The following is a 21,200-nucleotide window of genomic DNA, read 5'->3' on the forward strand; positions in this document are numbered from 1 at the left end:
ACACCCCGGCTGGAGGACATCATGGATCCGCACGTGTACGACATGCTCTTCGAGCGCCGTCAGGAGGAGCTCGAGCGCGAGGTCGCGCTGCGCCGCCTGGCGCACGAGCTCCACGCCTCGCGCCGCGCGCTCCGGGGCGCTGTCGCGGGCCTGGAGCCGTCGGGGCGGGCCGAACCGCCGCAGGCCCGGCGCCGCCCCGCGGTGGCCCCGCTGCACCGGCCGCGGCACGCGTGAGCGGAGCGCGCACGACATCACACCAGGCAGCTCACCAGGCACGACCGTCCGCGCGCCGTCCGGTTCCGACCGGACGGCGCGCGGCGCGTGTCGGGAGCCCTTCCGTCGCGGTCGCGACCGTAGGCTCACCGCCGTGCACGACCGCTACGGCTCCGACGTCCTGTCCTCCTCCGGCTCCCGCGCCCCGGGCGCCCCGGACGGCTCCGCCCATCACCGCCGCCGGCCCGTGTCCCGGCCCCGCGCGGCCGACCACGGCCTCGTGGTCGAGGAGGTCACGACGGGCTGGGTGGGCGCCGTCGTGCGCGTGGAGAAGTCGGGCGGCGTCCACCTCGTGGTGCTGGAGGATCGGCGCGGTCGCACCCGGTCGTTCCCCCTGGGCCCGGGCTTCTGGGTGGACGGGCAGCCGGTGGAGCTGACGGCCCCGGTGACCACCCGCGCCCCGGAGCGACCCACCCGGACGGCATCGGGCTCCGTGGCGGTGCACGACCAGCGCGCCCGGGTGGCCCGCGGGTCGCGCATCTGGGTGGAGGGCAAGCACGACGCCGAGCTGGTCGAGAAGGTGTGGGGCGACGACCTGCGCGTCGAGGGCGTCGTGGTCGAGCTGCTCGACGGCGTGGACAACCTCGCGGACGCCCTCGACGAGTTCGCCCCGACGCCGGAGCGGCGGGTCGGCGTCCTGGTCGACCACCTGGTGCCCGGCTCGAAGGAGCGGCGCCTCGCCGACGACGCCCTGAAGCGGGTGCCGCGCGGCACCGTCGTCGTGCTCGGCCACCCGTACGTCGACGTGTGGCAGGCCGTGAAGGCGGAACGGCTCGGGCTGGCGTCGTGGCCCACCATCGAGCGGGGCACGGAGTGGAAGCGCGGCATCCTGCGGGAGCTGGGCTGGCCGGCGTCGACCACCGAGGACGTCGGCCGCGCGTGGCAGCGGATCCTCGCGACCGTGCGGGACTACCGCGACCTCGACCCGGCCCTGCTGGGCCGGGTCGAGGAGCTCATCGACTTCGTGACGGCCTGACCGCGCCTCCCGCGCCGGCGGCTCCCGGGAGGGTCAGCGCGTGGTGATGCCGTCCCGCTGCGCGTAGGCGTTGACCTTCTCCGAGACGGAGATGACGGCCATGAAGAACTCCAGGGTGATGCGGGCGAGCGCCAGGTACACGAGCGCGATGATCCACCCGAACACGAGGTACAGGATCCCGCCCCAGATCGACTGGGAGAACGTGGCGACGAGGCCGGAGAGCCACGCCAGCGCGACCAGCACCGTGACGATGATGTAGACGACCTTCACCACGCTGGGCGTGATGTAGCGGCTGAAGGAGTAGTCGAACAGCGCGCTGAGGAAGCCGCTGCCCTCGCCGTGCGGCGTGATCGGCCCCGCCGACCGGTCCGGCGGGTACTCGGAGCCGGGGTACAGGCCCGGGTCGGGCATCTGCCCCTCGTACGGCTGCTGCGGCTGGGCGTAGGGCTGGTCGCCGTAGGGCGGCTGGCCGCCGTGCGGCGGCGGGCCGGCGGGCGGCTGCTGCCCGTACGGCGCGTGCGGTGCCGGCTGGCCCGGCGGGGGCTGGTGTCCCGGCTGCTGCGGCGGCTGCTGCGGGTCGCCGGGCTGCTGCGGCGTGTTCTCGCTCATCGTTCCTCCTGAGTGGTCCGGGCGACGCACCCGGCGGGGTCGGCGCCTCCGCCCACTCTGGCCGCACCCGATCGGCTCCGCCACCGCACGTGACCACCGCAGATGCGCGAGGATGGCCCCATGAGCACCCCGCCGTACGGACCGCCGCCGCAGCAGCCGCCGGCGGGTCCGCCCCCCGGACAGCCGCCCTACGGCGGCCCACCACCGGGCCAGCCGCCCTATGGCGGACAGCCTCCAGGTCAGCCTCCGTACGGCTACGGGCCGCAGCCGCTCTCGCCGTCGGACGAGCGCACCTGGGCGCTGGTCGCCCACCTGGGTCCGCCGGTGCTCTCCCTGCTGAGTCTCGGGCTTCTCGGGTTCCTCACGCCGCTGCTGATCTGGCTGTTCCTGCGCGACCGCAGCGCGTACGTGGGGGACCAGGCCAAGGAGTCGCTGAACTTCCAGATCACGCTGCTCATCGGCTACGTCGTCGGCTGGATCACGGTGTTCCTGCTCGTCGGGTTCGTGATCCTGCTCGCGGTCTGGGTCCTGTCGATCGTCTTCGGCATCCTCGCCGCGGTCGCCGTGAACCGCCACGAGGCGTACCGCTACCCGCTGAACATCCGCCTGATCTCCTGACCGACCCCGCCGCGCGGGAATCGAGCGTGCTGACCTGCTCGAACGAGCCGTTCGAGGAGCAGGTCAGCACGCTCGACGCGGTTCAGGGGGTGAGCTCGCGGACGACGGAGTCCGCGAGGAGGCGGCCCCGCCGGGTGAGGACGACGCGCCCCCGGACGGCGGCGACCCCGTCGAGCAGACCGCGGGCCACCAGCCCGGCGACCGCCGCACGGCGGGACGGGTCGAGCGCCGCGACCTCCAGCCCCTCGCGCATGCGCACCCCCAGCAGCACGCGCTCGAGCTGGGCCTCGGCGGGCGTGAGCAGCTCGCGCCCGGCGCCCGGCGACGCGCCGTCCTCCAGGAGCGCGGCGTAGCGCCGCGGGTGCTTGACGTTCCACCAGCGCACGCCGGCGTGCTCCCCCTCGCGCGGCTCGGCCGACGGAGCCGCGACGTACGAGTGCGCGCCGGGACCGATCCCCCACCAGTCGTCGCCGCGCCAGTAGGCGAGGTTGTGCCGGCAGGCGTGCTCCGGCCCGCGTGCCCAGTTGCTCACCTCGTACCAGCCGAGGCCCGCCTCGGTGAGCAGGTCGTCGGCCAGCTCGTACTTGGCGGCCTGGTCGTCCTCGTCGGGCAGCGCGATCTCCCCGCGGCGCACCTGGGCGTACATCTTGGTGCCCGGCTCGACGACGAGCGCGTACGCCGACACGTGGTCCACGCCGGCGGCCAGCACGGCGTCGAGGGACGCACGCCAGTCGTCCAGCGACTCCCCCGGCGTGCCGTAGATGAGGTCGAGCGAGACGTCGAGGCCCGCGTCGCGGGCCCAGGCGACGACGTCGGGGACGCGGCGCGGGTCGTGGGTGCGCTCCAGCGTGGCCAGCACGTGCGGCACCGCCGACTGCATGCCGAACGAGACCCGGGTGAACCCGGCGTCCGCGAGCAGTCTCAGCGAGTCGGGCGTCACCGAGTCCGGGTTGGCCTCGGTGGTGACCTCGGCACCGTCCGCCAGCCCCCAGGCGTCGTCGACCCCGCGCAGGATCCGCGCCAGGTCCGCGGCGGGCAGCATCGTGGGCGTGCCGCCGCCGAAGAAGACCGTGGACACCGGGCGCGCCCCCAGGCCCGCGTCGTCGAGCACCCGCGCGGCGAGGTCCACCTCGCGCAGCGCCGTCGTCGCGTACGCCGCCTGGTTGGCACCGCCACCCAGCTCGGACGCCGTGTACGTGTTGAAGTCGCAGTAGCCGCAGCGCACCGAGCAGAACGGCACGTGCACGTACACCCCGAACGGTCGGCCGTCGCCGTCCGGAGCGGACAGAGAGGGCCGCACCCACTGCGGCAGCGCGCCGTCGTCGGGCACGGGCGTGCCGTCAGGCAGCGCGGGCACTACTTCTTCTTGTCCTTGGCGTCCTTGCCGCCGCCGCCGTCCGAGGAGAGCGCGGCGATGAAGGCGTCCTTCGGGACCTCGACGGACCCGATGTTCTTCATGCGCTTCTTGCCCTCCTTCTGCTTCTCCAGCAGCTTGCGCTTTCGGCTGATGTCGCCGCCGTAGCACTTGGCGAGCACGTCCTTGCGCATGGCGCGCACCGTCTCGCGGGCGATGACGCGGGCGCCGACGGCGGCCTGGATCGGCACCTCGAACTGCTGGCGCGGGATGATCTCCTTGAGCTTCGCCGTCATCATGACGCCGTAGTCGTACGCCTTGTCCTTGTGCACGATGGCGCTGAACGCGTCCACCTGCTCGCCCTGCAGCAGGATGTCGACCTTCACGAGGTCGGCCGCCTGGTCGCCCGAGGGCTCGTAGTCCAGCGACGCGTAGCCGCGGGTGCGGGACTTGAGGTGGTCGAAGAAGTCGAACACGATCTCGGCGAGCGGCAGCGTGAACCGCAGCTCGACGCGGTCCTCCGACAGGTAGTCCATGCCGAGCATCTGGCCGCGTCGGTCGTTGCACAGGCCCATGACCGTGCCCACGAACTCGCTCGGCGCGAGGATGGTCGCGCGCACCACGGGCTCGCGGACCTCCTTGATCTTGCCGCCCGGGAACTCCGACGGGTTCGTCACCTTCACCTCGGTGCCGTCGTCGAGCGTGACGTCGTAGACGACGTTCGGGGCGGTGGAGATGAGGTCGAGGTCGAACTCGCGCTCGAGCCGCTCGCGCACGATCTCCAGGTGCAGCAGGCCGAGGAAGCCGACGCGGAAGCCGAAGCCGAGCGCCACCGACGTCTCGGGCTCGTAGTTGAGCGCGGCGTCGTTGAGCTTGAGCTTGTCGAGGGCGTCGCGCAGCGCCGGGTAGTCGGTGCCGTCCACCGGGTAGAGGCCGGAGAACACCATCGGCTTCGGGTCGCTGTACCCGCCGAGCGCCTCCGAGGCGGGCTTGGCCATGTTGGTGACGGTGTCGCCGACCTTCGACTGGCGCACGTCCTTCACGCCCGTGATGAGGTAGCCGACCTCGCCGACGCCGAGCCCCTTCGTGACGATCGGCTCCGGCGAGATGACGCCGATCTCGAGCAGCTCGTGCGTGGCGCGCGTCGACATCATCGCGATGCGCTCGCGCGGGTTGAGGTTGCCGTCCACGACCCGCACGTACGTGACCACGCCGCGGTAGGTGTCGTAGACCGAGTCGAAGATCATCGCGCGGGCGGGGGCGTCCGCGTCGCCGACGGGGGCCGGGATGCGCTCGACGATCCGGTCCAGGAGCGCCTCGACGCCCTCGCCGGTCTTGCCGGAGACCTTGAGGACGTCCTCGGGGTCGCCTCCGACCAGTCCCGCGATCTCCTCGGCGTACTTCTCCGGCTGCGCGGCCGGCAGGTCGATCTTGTTGAGGACCGGGATGATCTCGAGGTCGTTCTCCATCGCCAGGTACAGGTTGGCGAGCGTCTGCGCCTCGATGCCCTGCGCCGCGTCGACCAGCAGGACGGCGCCCTCGCAGGCCGCGAGCGAACGGGAGACCTCGTACGTGAAGTCGACGTGCCCCGGGGTGTCGATCATGTTGAGCGCGTGGGCCTCCTCGCCCACCTGCCAGGGCATGCGCACGGCCTGCGACTTGATGGTGATGCCGCGCTCGCGCTCGATGTCCATCCGGTCGAGGTACTGCGCCCGCATGGCCCGCGGCTCGACGACGCCGGTGAGCTGCAGCATGCGGTCGGCGAGCGTCGACTTGCCGTGGTCGATGTGCGCGATGATGCAGAAGTTGCGGATGAGCTCGGGCGCCGTGGCGTTCGGCTCGATGCGCGCACGCAGCGCGGGTCCGGGGATGGGCAACGCGATTCGCTCCGTCAGGGTCGCTGGATGAGTGTCGTCGGTGGTGACGAGGCCCGGCCATTGTCCCATGAGGTTGTCCCCCGGGGTCCCGCGGGCCTGTCCCACGTGCGTGCGTCGTGCACCGCTGCGTACGGTCGAGGTCCACCGACCGACGTGACGGGAGGAGCCCCCGACATGACCGACACCGCAGACCTGACCGGGAAGCGCGTGCTGGCGATCGTGACGAGCTACGGCGTCGAGCAGGACGAGCTGGTGGTACCGCTCGACCACCTGCGATCCGCCGGCGCCGAGGTGGTCGTCGCCTCGAACGAGCCGGGCGACGTGCGCACGCTCGTCGGCGACAAGGACCCCGGGCGGCCCGTTCCCGCCGACACGACCTACGACGCCGTCGATCCCGAGGGCGTCGACCTGCTGCTGGTGCCGGGCGGCACGATCAACGCCGACACCCTGCGCCTGCAGGAGGCCGCGATCGGGCTCGTCACGACGTTCGCGCACTCGGGCAGGCCGGTCGCCGCCATCTGTCACGGTCCGTGGGCGGTGGTCGAGGCGGGGTGCGTCGGCGGCGCGACCTTGACGTCATACCCGTCCCTGGCCACCGACGTGCGCAACGCGGGCGGGCGCTGGGTGGACCGGTCGGTGGTGCGCGACGACGGCGCGGGCTTCCCCCTCGTGACGTCCCGGACCCCCGACGACCTGGACGACTTCCTCCGCGAGGTCGACGCCCTGCTCGGCTCCTGAGGAACGCCCTCGGCCGGGGCCGTGCCGGGCGCTAGCCTCGGCGTCATGCCGCCGTCGCCCGCCGCCCCGCAGCCCCGCCCCGTCGTCGACCCGCGCACGGGGCGGCGCACCGACGCCGGTCCGGAGCCCGACCGGCTCGCACTCCTCGCGCACCTCCAGGACGAGTTCGCCGCCACGGTGCCCGACGTCGCACCGGACGCGCCCGTCCCGGCCTGCGGCGACTGGCGCGCGGCCGAGCTGGTGCTGCACCTCGCGGGCGTGCACCACTGGGCGGCGGGGATGGCCCTGGGCGACCCCTCGCGCGACGAGGACCTGCCGGCCCCCGACCCCACGGGTCCCGACGGCGGGATCGCGGCCCTCGCCGCGCTCTACCGCCGGCACGCCGCCGACCTGCGCGCGACGCTCGACGCCGCAGGGCCGGACGGCGCCGCGCGGACGCTGCTCGGCGACGGGCCGGCGTCGTTCTGGTGGCGCCGCCAGTCCCACGAGACGCTCGTGCACCTGCACGACCTGCGCGCCGCGCGGCTGGGATCCGGCCCGAGCGCGCTGGACACGGTCACCCTCGCCCCCGAGGTCTGGGCCGACGGCGTCGACGAGGTCGTGACGATGTTCCAGCCGCGGCAGGTGCGGCTCGGCCGGGCGGCGCCGCTCACCGACCGGCTCCGGGTGGTCGCCTCCGACGTCGGCTGGTCGTGGACGCTCGGCGCCCCGACGGCCGACGATGCCGATCTCGATGCCGACGCCGACGCGACGCTCACCGCGACGGCGCAGCGGCTCGAACTGCTGCTGTGGGGGCGGCTCACGCCCGCGGAGGCCGGCGCCGTCGTCGAGGGCGACCTCGACGCCGCGCGGCGCGTGCTCGCCGGGCCGCTCGTGCCCTGAGGCCCGGGCGGTCGCCCCGGGGGAACCGATGAGTCGCGGCGGGTCGCCCGGTCCCACCCGGCATGAGCGACGACACCGCACGCACCGCAGGCCCCCCGAGCGCGGCGGCCACCGCGTGCGCCACCGCGACCGTCACCACCGCGCGCGGCGACCGCGTGACCTACGACCTGCGGGGCACGGGCCCCGCGGTCGTCTTCGTCGCGGGCGCCGGGCCGTTCCGCGCCGTCGACCCGGTGACGACCCGCACGGCCGAGATCCTGGCGGCGGCAGGCGTCACGACCGTGGTCTACGACCGGCTCGGCCGGGGCGACTCCCCCGCCGCCGGTCGCCTCGACCTGGACCGCGAGCTGGACGCCGTGGCGGCGGTGCTCGACGTCGCGGGCGGACCCGCCGTGCTCTGCGGGCACTCGTCGGGCTGCGCGATCTCGCTGCGGGCGGCAGACCGGGGCCTCCCCGTCCTCGGGCTCGCGCTGTGGGAGGCCCCGCTGGAGTCCGGGGCCAGCGAGACGGCCGCCTGGGCGGCCGAGATCGAGCGGCGGATCGACGCCGGCGACCTCGAGGGCGCCACCGAGCACTTCATGAAGGACATGCCGCCCGAGTGGCTCGCCGGGGCCAAGGCGTCGCCGGAATGGCCCGCGATCACAGCGTCCGTCGTCTCGCAGCGGGCCGACGCCCAGGCGCTGACCTGGGCGACGCGGGCGTTGCGCGACGGCGAGCTCTCCCGTATCCAGGTACCCCTGCTCGCCATGACGGGGACGCGGACCTTCCCCGGCATGCCGGAGGCCGCGGCGGACCTCGCGTCCGCGGTGCCCGACGGCACCGTCGAGACCGTCGCGGGCGCCGACCACTCGTGGGACCCGGAGGCGATGGGCGACCGGCTGGCGCGGTTCGTGCTCGAGTGAGCCGCACGTAGGCTGTCCGCCGTGGCGAACCGATGGCTGAACCTGCTGGTGGACGTGCTGCGCTCGGCGACCCGCCCGTCGTCGCGCGGCTCCGCGCGACCCACCTCGACCACCCGCCCCCCGACGGCCAGGCCCTCGAACCGGCGCGGGACGACGACCCCCGCCCGGGACGCCGGCTACCCCGGCGACTACACCGGCACGGTGCGCCCGGTGTACTCCCCGAGCCTGGACGGCGAGCCCGACCCGGGCGAGGTCGTGTGGACGTGGGTGCCGTACGAGGAGGACCACAGCCAGGGCAAGGACCGGCCGGTGCTGCTCGTGGGCCGCGACGGCCCGTGGCTGCTGGCCCTGCAGCTCACCAGCAAGGACCACGACCGCGACGCCGCGCAGGAGGCGCGGTACGGCCGGTTGTGGATGGACGTCGGCGCCGGGGCGTGGGACCCGCGGAAGCGCCCGAGCGAGGTGCGCCTCAACCGGATCCTCCGCGTCGACCCGGGGAAGGTCCGGCGCGAGGGCGCGGTGCTCGACCGGAAGACGTTCGACGCCGTGGTCGAGGCGATGGGTCGGGCGAGGGCCTGAGGATCAGGATCGGGAAGCGACCCGGGAACTGACCCGAGGGCAGGAACGCCGGGGCGCATCTCACAGGACGGCCCCGCGCACGCGGTTCTGCCGGTTGGCCCCCTCTGCTATCGTTGATGTTTGCGTGTCCGCCCAGGTCGGCGGGCACAGCCGCAGTTCCTCTCCACGGGTTCCCCACCCCAGTCCCGGAGCTGTGGCCGCCCTCTACGACCTATCCGCTCGCCGGCAGGCGAACACACCAGGAAGTCCACACGTGGCAAACATCAAGTCCCAGATCAAGCGCATCAAGACGAACGAGAAGGCGCGCCTGCGCAACAAGGCCGTCAAGTCTGAGCTGAAGACCTACGTGCGCAAGGTGCGCGAGGCCGTCGCCGCGGGCGACAAGGAGGCCGCTGCCACCGCGCTGCAGGCCGCTTCCCGCAAGCTCGACAAGGCCGTCTCGAAGGGCGTCATCCACGCCAACCAGGCCGCGAACCGCAAGTCGGCCATCGCGAAGCAGGTCGAGGCGCTCTGAGTCGCCTGTAGTCGTCGCGCTCCGTCCGCCTGACGCCTCTCACGTCGGGCCGGACCGGCCAAGACTCCGCAAGGGCGCCGCACCCACCGGGTGCGGCGCCCTTCGCGCGTCTCCGGCCAGGGCAGGCGCTGTGAGGGTCAGCCGCGGCGGGAGCGGGCGATCGTCAGCACGGCCTTCTCGACGGCGTAGACGGGGTCGCGGCCGCCGCCCTTGACGTCGGCGTCGGCCTGCGCGACGGCGCCGATGGCGGTCGCGAGGCCCTCCGGGGTCCAGCGGGAGAGGTCCCGCTGAGCGTTGCGGACCTGCCAGTCCTGCAGCCCCAGCTGCCGCGCGGTGGCCGCTCCGCCGCGGATCGCCGCGACCCGCGCGAGGGTGCGCAGACGCAGTGCGAGGGCGGCGACGATCGGCACCGGGTCGGCGCCCGTCGCCAGGGCGTGGCGCAGGAGCGCGACCGCACCCCCCGTGTCCCCCGCGACCGCGGCGTCCGCGACCTTGAACCCCGTCGCCTCGACGCGGCCGCCGTAGTACCGGTCGACCACGGTCTCGCTGATGGTGCCGGTCGTGTCGGCGACGAGCTGGGAGCAGGCGGACGCGAGCTCGCGCAGGTCCGTACCCAGGGCGTCGACGAGCGCCCGGACCGCCGCCGCGTCCGCCCGGCGCCGCGCGGCGCGGAACTCGGCCGTCACGAACTGCACCTTGTCGGCGTCCTTGGAGATCGGCTCGCACTCGAGCACGGGGGCACCGCTGGCGACGATCGCGTCGAGCATCTTCTTGCCCCGCTGCCCACCGCCGTGCACCACCACGACGACCGTCTCCGGGTCGGGCGCCGCGACGTACGCGACCACGTCCGCGACCAGGTCCTCCGTGGCCGCCTCGGCGCCCCGCACGACGACGACGCTCGGCTCGCCGAACAACGACGGGCTGGCGGCGACGACGAGCTGACCGGCGGCGTAGGTGCCGCCGTCGAGCTCGGCCTTCTCGGTGGTGGCGTCGCGCTCGCGCGCCAGCCCGACGATGCCGTCCACGGCCCGCTCGGCGAGCAGCCCCTCCGGTCCGCGCACGAGGAGCACCGGGGCCAGCGTGGGGTCGTCCCACGGCCGGCTGTTCGCCGAGGACCTCCCCTTGCGGGCGGGGCGGGGCTGTCGGGACGTGGAGGCGGCGGGCACGCCCCCAGCCTGCCACGAGCCGCCGACGTTCCCGCCCACCCGTGCTCCCTCCCCGCGCCCGAGCGGACCGGGCCGTCGCGGCGGGCACGCTAGCCGCACGCGAGGCCGATCCCGTCGTCCCGGCCGACGAGCGCCGCGGTGCCGCACTCGTCGGTCCGGACCAGCGCGGACCCCTCGGACGCGTAGAGGGCGAGCGCGTCGTCGGTCGGGTGCCCGTAGGTGTTGTCGGCGCCGACGCTCACGAGCGTGACGCGGGGCGAGAGGTGCCGGGCGAGCGCCGCGGACTGGGACCGCGACCCGTGGTGGGCCATCTTCACGACGTCGACGTCGGCCGCCCGCCCTGTGGCGGCGAGGTCGGCGGCGAGGGCTTCCTGGCCCGGCTCCTCGAGGTCGCCGAGCGCGACGACGTCGAGCCCGGCGGCGGTGCGCAGCTCGAGGGCCACGCTGGCGTCGTTCGCACCGTCGCCCTCGTCCCCGCCGCCCGACCCGGCGGAGCGCGCCCCGCCCGCGGCCGCCAGCACCTGCCAGGTCGCCGAGCCCGCCGTGCCCCCGTCCCCGACGGCCGCCGCACGGACGGGCACCCCCGCCGCCGCGAGCGCGGACCGCACGGCCGCCGCCTGGCCCGCCGGTTCGTCGAGCGGCGAGACCAGCGCGGCCGTGACCGAGCGCCCCCGCAGCACGGCGGCGAGCCCGCCCACGTGGTCGGCGTGGAAGTGGCTGAGGACGAGCAGGTCCACGGTCGTGACGCCCAGCCGGTCGAGGCAGCGGCCGGCCGCCGCGCCGTCGGGGCCGACGTCCACCACGACCGCGGACGACGGACCCGTGCGCACCGCGAGCGAGTCGCCCTGCCCGACGTCGCAGGCGGCCACCTGCCAGTCGTCCGGGACCGCGTGGCCCGCCCCGGCGAGCCGGGGCACGGCCACCACGAGGACCGCCAGCAGCAGGACGCCGGCCAGACCCGCCACCGTGGCCGTCCGCACGCGGCCGTGCCGCAGCGTCGTCCGCCGGACCTGTCGCCGCACCCGGCGCACGGCGCGTGGTGCGGCTTCGCGCCACTCCCGTCGCCAGCCCTCGCCGGGCGGCCGGCGCAGGACGAGGGCGAGGACCGCGACCGTGAGCAACATCAGCGCCAGCACCCCGAGCGGCCCGGCGGGCCAGGGCAGGCGGGCGCCCGGCACGCTGGCGAAGGTCTGGGCCACAGAGGCGATCCACCCCGTCGCGAGACCCGCCAGCCACGCGACGGGCAGGGCCGCTCCCGGCGCCCACGGGGCGAGCAGCGTGGCCACGAGCCCGAGCACGGTGGCCGGCACCAGGGCGGGGGTCGCGAGCAGGTTCGCCGGCACCGACATCAGCGGCACGTGCGGGTCGAGCAGGAGCAGCGCCGGCCCGCAGGCGGCCTGCGCGGCCCACGGGACCGCGAGCGCGAACGCGAGCGGACGCCCGGTCCACGGCGCGAGCCGGCGGGCGATCGGGCCCGCCAGGAGCACGAGGCCCGCGGTCGCCGCGCACGACAGGACGAAGCCGTAGGACCGCGCGAGCCACGGGTCGACGACGAGCAGCACGGTCGCCGCCGCGGCGAGGGCCGGGGCGCCCGCAGACGGCCGACCCAGCGCCAGCGCGAGCAGCGCGGCGGCGCACGTCCACGCGGCCCGGAGCACGCTGGGCTCGGGCCGGACGAGCAGGACGAAGCCCGTCGCGGCGATCGCGACCACGCCGACGCGCAGCGCGCGGGGAGCCCGCGCCAGCGCGCACAGGGCGGTGAGCGCGGCCACCACGATCGCGAAGTGGCCCCCGGACACCGCGGTGACATGGGTGAGGCTCGTGACCCGCATCGCTTCGTCGACGGCCTCGGGCACGCGGCTCGTGTCGCCGACGGCGACGCCCGGCACCAGCCCGCGTGCCTGAGCGTCCAGGGGCTCGGTGACCTCGAGCAGCGCCGACCGCATCGTGTGCGTCGCGCGCAGCAGGGCCGTCGGCGGCGCGCGCTCGGCCACCGGCCCCGCCGCCGTCAGCCTGGCCAGCGGGCCGTCGCCCGCGTCGACCGGGCGCAGCACCCCGGAGACGGAGACCGTCGCCCCGTAGCGCGGCGCCGCACCGGCCGCCGTGACCTCGACGAGCCCGGCGGTGGACGACGCGACACCGCGCGCCGTCACCTGCCGCGCGGCCACCTGCCAACGCTCGCCGTCGCCGAAGACGGCCGGCCGCGGCTCCGACACGACGCGACCGACCAGCTCGGCCTGCGCACCCTGTCCGGCCAGCGACCGCAAGGGCGCCTGCCGTGCCGCCTGGGCGTGCACCCCGAGCGCCACGGCCGCCAGGCACGCCAGCGCCACGACGACGTGCCTGGCCGTGGGCCGTGCCGCGCCCACCCGGACCGTCTCCGGCAGCTCCGGCCGCGGGCGGCGTCGCGGGCGGGAGCGGCGCGACCACTGCGACACCAGGAGGGCCGCCGTCCCCGCGCCGACGCAGGCGAGCACCGCGCCGACGGCCACCACGCCGGCCCAGCCCTGGACCGGACCGGTGAGTGCCCAGGCCGCCACCCAGGCCACCAGGCCGGCGGGCACCAGGCGCAGGTCCGTGCGCCGGACCGGCGGCGTGGCGACCGTCCGTCGGTCCCCCGGGTCGACGACCGATCGCGCCCGCCCCCACGGGCCGGCATCGGGACCGTGGTGCCTGGACGGGCCCGTCACAGCGTGACCAGGTCACGGACCTGCCCGAGGACCGACGGGCCGATCCCGGACACCTCGTCGAGCTCGTCGACGCTGGTGAACGGCCCGTTCTCGTCGCGCCACGCGACGATCCGCCCGGCCAGGGCGGGGCCGATGCCGGGCAGCGCCTCGAGCTCCGCCGCTCCCGCGGAGTTGAGGTTCACGGCGCCGCCCGCCGCGGCGTCCGACCCGCCTCCCGTCCCGTCCCCGCCGCTCTCGTCCGCCGCACCGGCGGACGCCGGGAGCTGCTCCCCCGGCCTCGGCACACGGATCTGCTCGCCGTCGACGACCGCCCGCGCCAGGTTGAGGGCCGCGGCGTCGGCGCGCCGGGTCGTGCCGCCGGCCGCGGCCACGGCGTCCGCCACGCGGGCGCCCGACGGGACCGTGACCAGCCCGGGCTCGCGCACCTCGCCCACGACGTGCACCACCACGGTGCCCGGCGCCGGCGTCGCCCCGGGCGTCCCGGGCGTCCCGGCGGGAGAGTCTCCCGCGCCGCTGTCGGCCGAGACTGCCGCGTCCGCGGCCGTGGACGGGCCGGCGGACGGCGACGACGGACCGGTGGGGACCCCGGACGACGCGCTCGCGTCGGCGAGGGTGATGACGTCGTCGGGCCGTGCGGACGCGACCACCGCGACGACGACGGCCACGAGCAGGATGGCGACGGAGGCCACGACCGCCGCCCGCAGCCCGATCGACCAGCGTCGCGCGCCGCCGCCGTCGTCGTGCCCGTCGACGGGGTGCCCGTGCGCCGCCGTGTACGCAGCGGCGACGTGTTGCGCCGACCGGCGGGCACGCAGGCGGTCGGCGAGCTCGTCCTCCTCGACCGGCGCGGCCCACGGCGGCGGGCCGACCGGGGGTCCGCCGTCGGGACGCTCCTGGTGGTCACGACCGGGATCACGACCGGGGTCACGACCCGGCGGGCCACCTGCGTCCTCGCGCAGGGCGTGCCAGGCCCGCAACCGAGCGGCGGCCTCGCCGAGGGCCCGGTCCGGCTCCGGTCCGAAGCTGCGCGGCCGGTCGTCGCCCTCCGCCGGCGTGCGGGGCCGAGGCGGCACGCCGGAGTCCGACGGCGGGAAGGTGGCCGGTGGCGGGGCGTCCGCTCCGCCGTGGTCGGGAGGCAGCGTGGTGGTCACGCCGCGACGCTAGGGTCGCCGCCCCCTCGACGGGTGCCGCCCGAGGCGACCTGTGGACGGCGCGCTCCTGGGGGCAGGCTCCTCAGCGCACGGCGTCGCGGGAACGTCCGCCCAGCTCGGCCACGACGACGGCGAGAGCGCCCGGGCCGACGTGTGCGCCGAGCACCGCGCTCACGGGCGTCACGAACGGCTCGGCCCCGGTCTCCGCGGCGAGCCGGGCCGCGAGCTCGCCGGCCCGCTCGGGCACGCCGAGGTGGTGCACGGCCACGCCCGGCCGCTCGCACGTCTCGGCACGTCGCACCGCGACCTCGACCAGCCGGTCGGTCGCCGCCCGACGCGTCCGGACGCGCTGCGTCATCTCGATCGCTCCGTCGCGCATGCCGAGGATGGGCCGCACGCCGAGGGCCGTGCCGAGCGCGGCAGCCGGGGCGGACAGCCGCCCACCGCGGCGCAGGTGGTCGAGCGAGTCCACGAGGAACACGGTCGTGCTCGACTCAGCGACCTGCCGCGCGCGGGCCGCGACGGCCGCGGCGTCCCCCCCGGCGGCGGCGCACCGCGCCGCCTCCAGCGCCGCGAACCCGAGGGCCATCGCGACGGTCCGGGAGTCGACCGCCCGCACGGGGATCATGGCGCGGTGCCCCGCGCTCGCGGCGACCTCGACGGTGCCGGACAGAGCCCCCGACAGGTGCACGCCGACGACGGCCCGCGCACCGGCCGCGGCGAGGTCGCGGTAGACGGCGCCGAACTCGGCCGGTGCGGGCTGCGACGTGCTCAGCCGTTCGCCCGCCGCGATGCGCGCGGCCACCTCCTCGGGCGTGATGTCGACGCCCTCCCGCCACGACTCCTCCCCCGCCACGACACGGAGCGGGACCACGACGGGCGCGACGGCACCGTCGGCGACGGCGGGCAGGCAGGCGGTCGAGTCGGTGACGACGCGGACGGCCGGGGATTCCATGGGCATCGGCGGGGAGTCTACCGACGCCGCCCGGACCGCCCGGGCGGCATCGGTCGTCACTCGTGGTCGTGCGCCTCACCGTCGTGCGCCTCACCGTCGTGCGCCTCGTGGTCGTGCTCGTCGGTGGCGCTCGCCTCCGCGTCGCCCGAGACCCCGGAGATCTCGTTCGGCGCGACGTCCAGCCGGGCGGACTTCCAGACCTCGCCGGACTCCACGTCCACCGCGTGCACGGACTTCGTCGCCGGGTCGGTGACGTACACGGACCCGTCGAGGGCGAGCACCGCGGGGCGCGGCTCCTGCCACTCGGCAGGCTCCTCCCAGGCGTCGATCACCGGGATCGAGGTCATGAGCTTCCCGCTCTCCGGGTCGATGACGTGCAGCGAGCCGTCGGTGCCCAGCACGAGCGCCTCGCCGTCGTCGCCGCGGGCCAGGGAACGGAACGTGTAGCTCGAGGGCAGGTCGACCAGCGACAGGTCCCCGCTACGCGTGTCGACGAGCGAGACGCGCGTGGGCCGCTCCAGCTCCGCGTCGGGGTCCGTCTTGTAGTCGCCGAGCACGACGGGCGACTCCTCGGAGCCGGCCTGGTTGCCGATGCGGCCGTAGGCGTCAGGTGCCTGCACCTTGGTCAGCTCGCCGTCCGCGTAGACGAGGACGCCGTCCTCGCAGCCCACGACGACGGCCTCGTCGGCCGCGACCGCCTCGCCGTGCACGCCCGGGCAGTCGTCGCTCGCCGCGATCTCCTTGTCGTCGGCGTCCAGGACGCGCACGCCGGAGCGCGACTCCTCGGTGCCCTCGGTGACGAGGAGCGAGTCGTCCCCGAGCTCGACCGCGACGCCGTGGTGCGCCGACGGCGTCGTGAGCTCCCGGGCGGGGGCCTCGCCCTCGGCGACGTGGGCGGAGTCGAGCACGCGGACCTGGCCCGTCCCGTCGTCGAACAGCACGGTGCGGCCGCCGTGCACGACGACGTGGCCGGGCTCCTCGGCCGCGTAGGTGACGTCCGTGAGGCGCGGCTCGGACGTCCAGTAGTGGTGGTGGTCGCCGTGCGCCTCCGCCCACGCGCCGAGGTCCAGGGCGCGGAACCCGCCGGTCGTGGAGGCGAGCAGGTGGCGGCCGTCGCCGGCCGGGTTGAGGCGGGTGAAGCCCTCGAGCGGCAGGTCGGCGACCTGCTCCAGCGTCTGCGCGTCGAGGACGACGACGCCGCCGTCGTAGGTGAGCGCGACGCGGGCGGTCGCGGCGGCGGCCTCGGTGGCCTGCGCGGTCTCCGCGCTGGAGGGCTCGGCGGCGGGCTCCGCCGACGCGGCGCCGTCGGCGGGGTCCGCGGACGCGCAGCCCGCCAGGGCGAGGGGTACCGCGAGGGCGAGGAGGCCCGCGGCGGACTGTCGGCGCCGGCCGGCGCGGGTGGTGCGGGTGAGGGCAGGCATGGGTCTCTCTCCAGGTCGGGGCATCGCGAAGGAGCCACATGAGAACGATTCCCATGTGCCCGAGTAGTGAAACAGATGTGAGAACGGTTCTCAACCCTCGTCCGCCTGCTCGTCGCGCACCCGGCCCCGCACCGCGCTAGCGTGCGGGCCATGGCCGAGGGGACACCGCCCACCGACGACGCCGACCTCGCCGCACTGCGAGCCGCCGCCGCGCAGGCCGCCGCCGAGGCGGCGGAGGCCAAGGCGGCGGCCGCCCAGGCGGCGCTCGAGGCGGCGGAGGCCGCGAGCAGGGACGAGCCACAGGCCGCCGGACCGCCCGACGTCGTGCCCGCTGCCGACGGGACCTCGCCGCCGGAGGACACCGGGGCCGCACCGCCGTCGTACGCCGACGAGGTGCGCGCGGGCTACGCCTCCGACGCCCCGACGCTGCCGCTCGGAGCTCTGCTGTCCGGCCCGCTCGGCGGCGACCCGGAGCCCGACGCCACCGTGCAGGTCGGCTTCCCGCTCGCGACGCTGAACCGCCACGGGCTCGTCGCGGGCGCCACGGGCACCGGCAAGACGAAGACCCTCCAGGGCATGGCGGAGGGCCTGTCGGCCCAGGGCGTCCCGGTGTTCCTCGCCGACATCAAGGGCGACCTGTCCGGCCTGGCCGTCGAGGGCCCGGACAACCCGAAGGTCGCCGAGCGCGCGGCGAGCATCGGGCAGGAGTGGACGCCGACGTCGTACCCCGTCGAGTTCTACTCGCTCGGCGGCCTGGGCACCGGCGTGCCGATCCGCACGACCGTCACCGACTTCGGCCCGCTGCTGCTGAGCAAGGTGCTCGGCCTCAACGCGACGCAGTCCTCCAGCCTGGAGCTGATCTTCCACTGGGCCGACACGCAGCAGCTCGCGCTGCTCGACCTCAAGGACCTGCAGGCCACCATCGCGTACCTCACCTCCGACGAGGGCAAGCAGGAGCTCAAGAGCATCGGCGGCGTCTCGGCCGCGACCGCCGGCGTCATCCTGCGCGAGATCGTGGGCCTGCAGGCGCAGGGTGGCGACGTCTTCTTCGGCGAGCCGGCGTTCGAGACCGCCGACCTGCTGCGTACGTCCCCGGACGGGCGCGGTCTGATCTCCGCCCTCGAGCTGCCCGGCGTGCAGGACCGGCCCGCCCTGTTCTCGACGTTCCTCATGTGGCTGCTCGCGGAGCTGTTCCAGGAGCTGCCCGAGGTGGGCGACCCCGACAAGCCGCGGCTCGTGTTCTTCTTCGACGAGGCGCACCTGCTGTTCACGGGCGCCTCCAAGGACTTCCTCCAGCAGGTCGTCCAGACGGTGCGGCTCATCCGCAGCAAGGGCGTGGGCGTCTTCTTCGTCACCCAGTCGCCCAAGGACGTGCCGGCCGACGTCCTCGCCCAGCTCGGCAACCGCGTCCAGCACGCGCTGCGCGCCTTCACGCCCGACGACGCGAAGGCCCTGCGCGCGGCGGCCCGCACCTTCCCCACCTCGCCGTACGACCTCGAGCGGCTGCTGCAGTCGCTCGGCACCGGCGAGGCCGTCGTCACGCTCCTCGATGAGAAGGGCGCGCCCACCCCGGTCGCCTGGACCCGGGTGCGCGCGCCGCAGGCGTCCATGGACCCGGCGCCGCAGCAGGTGCTCGACGCCGCCGTCGCGGCATCACCCGGCCAGGCGCGCTACGGGGCCGCCGTCGACCGCGAGTCCGCGTACGAGCTGCTGCAGGCCCGCGCCGCGCAGGACGCCGCCACCCGCGAGGCGACCGAGCGCGCCGCCGAGCTGGAGAAGGAGGCGGCGCAGGCGCGCAAGGAGGCGGACGCCGACGCCCGGAAGGCGCAGAAGGCCTCGCGGTCGGGCTCGACGTCGCGAGCCCGCAGCCCGATGGACGCCATCCTCGCCACCGTCGGCACGACCCTGGCCCGGGAGATCACCCGCACCGTCTTCGGCACGCGTCGCCGCCGCTGAGCGCGGCGGCGACGTCAGTAGGCCGGTCAGTCGGCCGTCAGCGGCGCGGCGTGCCAGATGCGGTCGAGGTAGTCGCGCACGGACCGGTCCGAGGAGAAGAAGCCCGAGCGCGCCACGTTGAGCACGGCCGACCGGCTCCAGGCGTCCGGGTCCGCATAGGCGCGCTCCACCCGATCCTGCGCGTCGAGGTACGCCTGGTAGTCCGCGAGCACCATGAAGCGGTCCTCGGTGAGCAGGTTGGACACGATCGGTTCGAAGACCGACGCGTCACCGCCGGAGAACGTGCCGCGCGCCACGAGATCCAGCGCCCGGCGCAGCGACGGGTTCTCCTCGTAGTACGTCGAGGGCCGGTAGCCCGCCTCGGCGACGGCGCTCGCCTCGGGCTCCGTGAGCCCGAACAGGAAGAAGTTCTCGTCGCCCACGAGCCGACGGATCTCGACGTTCGCGCCGTCGTCGGTGCCGATGGTGAGCGCGCCGTTGAGCGCGAACTTCATGTTGCCCGTGCCGGACGCCTCCTTGCCCGCCAGGGAGATCTGCTCCGACAGGTCGGCGGCCGGGATCAGCGTCTCCGCGACCGTGACGTTGTAGTTCGCCGGGAACGCGATCCGCAGCACCCGGGACACGTCGGGGTGCGCGGCGACCACGGCGCCCACGTGGTTGATCAGCGCGATGATCTCCTTCGCCATCACGTACCCGGGGGCGGCCTTCGCGCCGAAGACGACGGTGCGCGGCGTGACGTCGGCGGTCGCGAGCTCCCCGGACGTGATGCGGTCGTAGAGCGTCACGACGTGCAGCAGCTTGAGCAGCTGGCGCTTGTACTCGTGCAGGCGCTTGACCATGACGTCGAGCATCGTGGCCGGGTCGATCGCGATGCCGTCGCGCGCGGCCAGGAAGGAGACCAGCCGGTCCTTGTTCGCGGCCTTTACCTCGCGGAACCGGCGGCGGAACTCGGCGTCGTCGGCGTACGGCTCGAGCTCGCGCAGCCGGTCGAGGTCGGTGACCCAGCCGTCGCCGATCGCCTCCGTGATCAGGCCCGACAGGCCCGGGTTCGCCAGCTTCACGAACCGGCGCGGGGTCACGCCGTTGGTGACGTTGGTGAACTTCTCCGGCCAGAAGTCGGCGAAGTCGGCGAGCACCTTGTCGCGCAGCAGCTGCGAGTGCAGCTCCGCGACGCCGTTCACCCGGGAACCGCCGACCGTCGCGAGGAACGCCATCCGCACCGACCGTTCGGGGTGCTCCGCGATGATCGACATGCGCCGCACCAGCAGCTCGTTCCCGCCCGAGCGCTCGCGCACCTGGGCGAGGAACTCGTCGTTGATGCGGTAGATGATCTCCAGGTGCCGGGGCAGCAGCCGCCCCACCAGCTCGACCGGCCAGACCTCCAGCGCCTCCGGCAGCAACGTGTGGCACGTGTAGGCGAAGCAGCGCTGCGTCACCTGCCACGCGTCGTCCCACTCGAAGCCGCGCTCGTCCACGAGGATCCGCATCAGCTCCGGGATCGCGATGACGGGGTGCGTGTCGTTGAGCTGGAAGACGATGCGGTCGGGCAGGTCGTGCAGGTCGAAGCCCGGCGGCAGGAGCTGGTCGAGGAAGTCGCGGATCGAGCAGGCGACGAAGAAGTACTGCTGCTGCAGCCGCAGCTCCTTGCCCTGCGGCGTGGAGTCCTCGGGGTACAGCACCTTCGAGATGTTCTCGGCGAACGTCTGGGACCGCACGGCCTCGGCGTAGTCGCCGTAGTTGAAGATCTTGAGGTCGAACGCGTGCGTCGCCCGCGCGCTCCACAGCCGGAGCGTGTTGACCCGCCCGTTCCGGTAGCCCGGCACCATCGAGTTGTAGGGCACGCCGAGCACCTGCCAGCCCGGCACCCAGCGTGAGCGCTCGCGGCCGTCGTCGTCCGTGAACTTCTCCGTGTGCCCGCCGAAGCCGACGGTGACCTCGTGCTCGGGGTGCGCGAACTCCCACGGGTCGCCGTTGTCGAGCCAGGTGTCCGGCTCCTCGACCTGGCGGCCGTCCGAGAACGTCTGCCGGAAGATGCCGTATTCGTACCGGATGCCGTACCCGATCGCGGGCACGCTCATCGTCGCCAGGGAGTCGACGAAGCAGGCCGCCAGCCGGCCGAGCCCGCCGTTGCCGAGCCCCGGTTCGACCTCGACCTCGCGCAGCTCGTCGAGGTCGAGCCCCAGGCTGGCGAGCGCCTCCGCGGCGACCTCCTCCAGCCCCGTCGCGATGAGCGCGTTGTCGAGCTGCCGGCCCAGGAGGTACTCCGCCGACAGGTAGGCCACCGCCTTCGCCTGCGTGCGGTACTGGCTCACCGTGGTCTGCATCCACCGGGACATCAGGTAGTGCCGCACCGTGCGCGCGAGCGCGAGGTAACGGTCGTTGTCCGTCGCCCGCTCCAGGATCGTGCCCTGGCTGAAGTTCAGCTCGTGCAGGTACTCGCGGACGAACCCCTCGACGGTCGGTTCCGGGCTGGTGATCAGAGGCGTGGTCTCGGTCACGTCACGACAGTACACACGCGTCGCTCCCCCGGCGCGGCCCG

General features: G+C 74.9%; 18 protein-coding genes. 9 read left to right on the plus strand and 9 right to left on the minus strand.

The annotated features are described in order from the left end of the window. The first annotated feature begins 21 nt into the window (after positions 1–21). Both ACFQ8E_RS08235 and ACFQ8E_RS08240 read left to right on the plus strand, forming a co-directional pair. Positions 22–234: a hypothetical protein gene (locus ACFQ8E_RS08235; protein ID WP_430550082.1), complete on the plus strand. Its 213-nt coding sequence runs from the start codon at positions 22–24 to the stop codon at positions 232–234. A 133-nt stretch (positions 235–367) separates the two neighbouring features. Then, positions 368–1,249, plus strand: a complete 882-nt coding sequence (locus ACFQ8E_RS08240) for a DUF3097 domain-containing protein (protein WP_430550083.1) — start codon at positions 368–370, stop codon at positions 1,247–1,249. 33 nt (positions 1,250–1,282) lie between these two features. Here ACFQ8E_RS08240 and ACFQ8E_RS08245 read toward each other — a convergent pair whose 3' ends face one another. Beyond that, positions 1,283–1,858 carry a DUF4282 domain-containing protein gene (locus ACFQ8E_RS08245; RefSeq protein WP_430550084.1) on the minus strand — a complete coding sequence of 192 codons (576 nt, stop codon included), beginning with the start codon at positions 1,856–1,858 and terminating at the stop codon, positions 1,283–1,285. Between the two features lie 120 nt (positions 1,859–1,978). On the opposite strand from ACFQ8E_RS08245, the gene ACFQ8E_RS08250 reads away from it, so the two are divergent. Further along, complete coding sequence (locus ACFQ8E_RS08250) at positions 1,979–2,476, plus strand: DUF4870 domain-containing protein (protein WP_430550085.1); 498 nt, start codon at positions 1,979–1,981, stop codon at positions 2,474–2,476. A gap of 82 nt (positions 2,477–2,558) precedes the next feature. Here the strand turns inward: ACFQ8E_RS08250 and hemW are convergent, their stop codons facing one another. Both hemW and lepA read right to left on the minus strand, forming a co-directional pair. Further along, positions 2,559–3,833: a radical SAM family heme chaperone HemW gene (gene hemW, locus ACFQ8E_RS08255; RefSeq protein WP_430550086.1), complete on the minus strand. Its 1,275-nt coding sequence runs from the start codon at positions 3,831–3,833 to the stop codon at positions 2,559–2,561. Then, the gene (gene lepA, locus ACFQ8E_RS08260; protein WP_430550087.1) at positions 3,833–5,707 is read right to left on the minus strand and encodes a translation elongation factor 4; all 1,875 of its coding nucleotides are present in this window, start codon (positions 5,705–5,707) and stop codon (positions 3,833–3,835) included. The genes hemW and lepA overlap by 1 nt, the downstream gene beginning before the upstream one ends. Before the next feature lie 174 nt (positions 5,708–5,881). On the opposite strand from lepA, the gene ACFQ8E_RS08265 reads away from it, so the two are divergent. The 5 genes from ACFQ8E_RS08265 to rpsT all read left to right on the plus strand — a co-directional run bounded on the left by ACFQ8E_RS08265 (position 5,882) and on the right by rpsT (position 9,322). Continuing rightward, on the plus strand, positions 5,882–6,445 hold the full coding sequence (locus tag ACFQ8E_RS08265) for a type 1 glutamine amidotransferase domain-containing protein (RefSeq protein ID WP_430550088.1): 564 nt from the start codon (positions 5,882–5,884) through the stop codon (positions 6,443–6,445). A gap of 45 nt (positions 6,446–6,490) precedes the next feature. Continuing rightward, positions 6,491–7,327 (plus strand): maleylpyruvate isomerase N-terminal domain-containing protein, encoded by an 837-nt coding sequence (locus tag ACFQ8E_RS08270; protein ID WP_430550089.1) that lies wholly within the window; start codon positions 6,491–6,493, stop codon positions 7,325–7,327. A gap of 62 nt (positions 7,328–7,389) precedes the next feature. Then, positions 7,390–8,229 carry an alpha/beta fold hydrolase gene (locus ACFQ8E_RS08275; RefSeq protein WP_430550090.1) on the plus strand — a complete coding sequence of 280 codons (840 nt, stop codon included), beginning with the start codon at positions 7,390–7,392 and terminating at the stop codon, positions 8,227–8,229. 21 nt (positions 8,230–8,250) lie between these two features. Continuing rightward, positions 8,251–8,808, plus strand: coding sequence for a type II toxin-antitoxin system PemK/MazF family toxin (locus ACFQ8E_RS08280; RefSeq protein ID WP_430550091.1), 558 nt, complete (start codon positions 8,251–8,253; stop codon positions 8,806–8,808). Between the two features lie 253 nt (positions 8,809–9,061). Then, the gene (rpsT, locus tag ACFQ8E_RS08285; protein WP_430550092.1) at positions 9,062–9,322 is read left to right on the plus strand and encodes a 30S ribosomal protein S20; all 261 of its coding nucleotides are present in this window, start codon (positions 9,062–9,064) and stop codon (positions 9,320–9,322) included. Between the two features lie 137 nt (positions 9,323–9,459). On the opposite strand, the gene holA is transcribed toward rpsT, so the two are convergent. From holA to aztD, 5 genes are all read right to left on the minus strand, one after another. Further along, complete coding sequence (holA, locus tag ACFQ8E_RS08290; protein WP_430550093.1) at positions 9,460–10,488, minus strand: DNA polymerase III subunit delta; 1,029 nt, start codon at positions 10,486–10,488, stop codon at positions 9,460–9,462. Between the two features lie 89 nt (positions 10,489–10,577). After that, on the minus strand, positions 10,578–13,052 hold the full coding sequence (locus tag ACFQ8E_RS08295) for a ComEC/Rec2 family competence protein (protein WP_430550094.1): 2,475 nt from the start codon (positions 13,050–13,052) through the stop codon (positions 10,578–10,580). A gap of 122 nt (positions 13,053–13,174) precedes the next feature. After that, positions 13,175–14,329 (minus strand): ComEA family DNA-binding protein, encoded by a 1,155-nt coding sequence (locus ACFQ8E_RS08300; RefSeq protein WP_430550095.1) that lies wholly within the window; start codon positions 14,327–14,329, stop codon positions 13,175–13,177. 82 nt (positions 14,330–14,411) lie between these two features. Then, positions 14,412–15,290 (minus strand): DegV family protein, encoded by an 879-nt coding sequence (locus ACFQ8E_RS08305; RefSeq protein ID WP_430550096.1) that lies wholly within the window; start codon positions 15,288–15,290, stop codon positions 14,412–14,414. 50 nt (positions 15,291–15,340) lie between these two features. Further along, positions 15,341–16,705, minus strand: a complete 1,365-nt coding sequence (gene aztD / locus ACFQ8E_RS08310; RefSeq protein ID WP_430550097.1) for a zinc metallochaperone AztD — start codon at positions 16,703–16,705, stop codon at positions 15,341–15,343. A 150-nt stretch (positions 16,706–16,855) separates the two neighbouring features. Between aztD and ACFQ8E_RS08315 the strand changes: the two genes are divergently transcribed. After that, positions 16,856–18,661, plus strand: coding sequence for a helicase HerA-like domain-containing protein (locus tag ACFQ8E_RS08315; protein ID WP_430550098.1), 1,806 nt, complete (start codon positions 16,856–16,858; stop codon positions 18,659–18,661). Positions 18,662–18,687: 26 nt separating this feature from the next. Here ACFQ8E_RS08315 and ACFQ8E_RS08320 read toward each other — a convergent pair whose 3' ends face one another. Continuing rightward, positions 18,688–21,159: a glycogen/starch/alpha-glucan phosphorylase gene (locus ACFQ8E_RS08320; protein ID WP_430550099.1), complete on the minus strand. Its 2,472-nt coding sequence runs from the start codon at positions 21,157–21,159 to the stop codon at positions 18,688–18,690. Between the last annotated feature and the right edge of the window lie 41 nt (positions 21,160–21,200).

The sequence above is a fragment of the Isoptericola sp. NPDC056573 genome, from assembly GCF_042793335.1.
Classification (GTDB): Bacteria; Actinomycetota; Actinomycetes; order Actinomycetales; family Cellulomonadaceae; genus Isoptericola.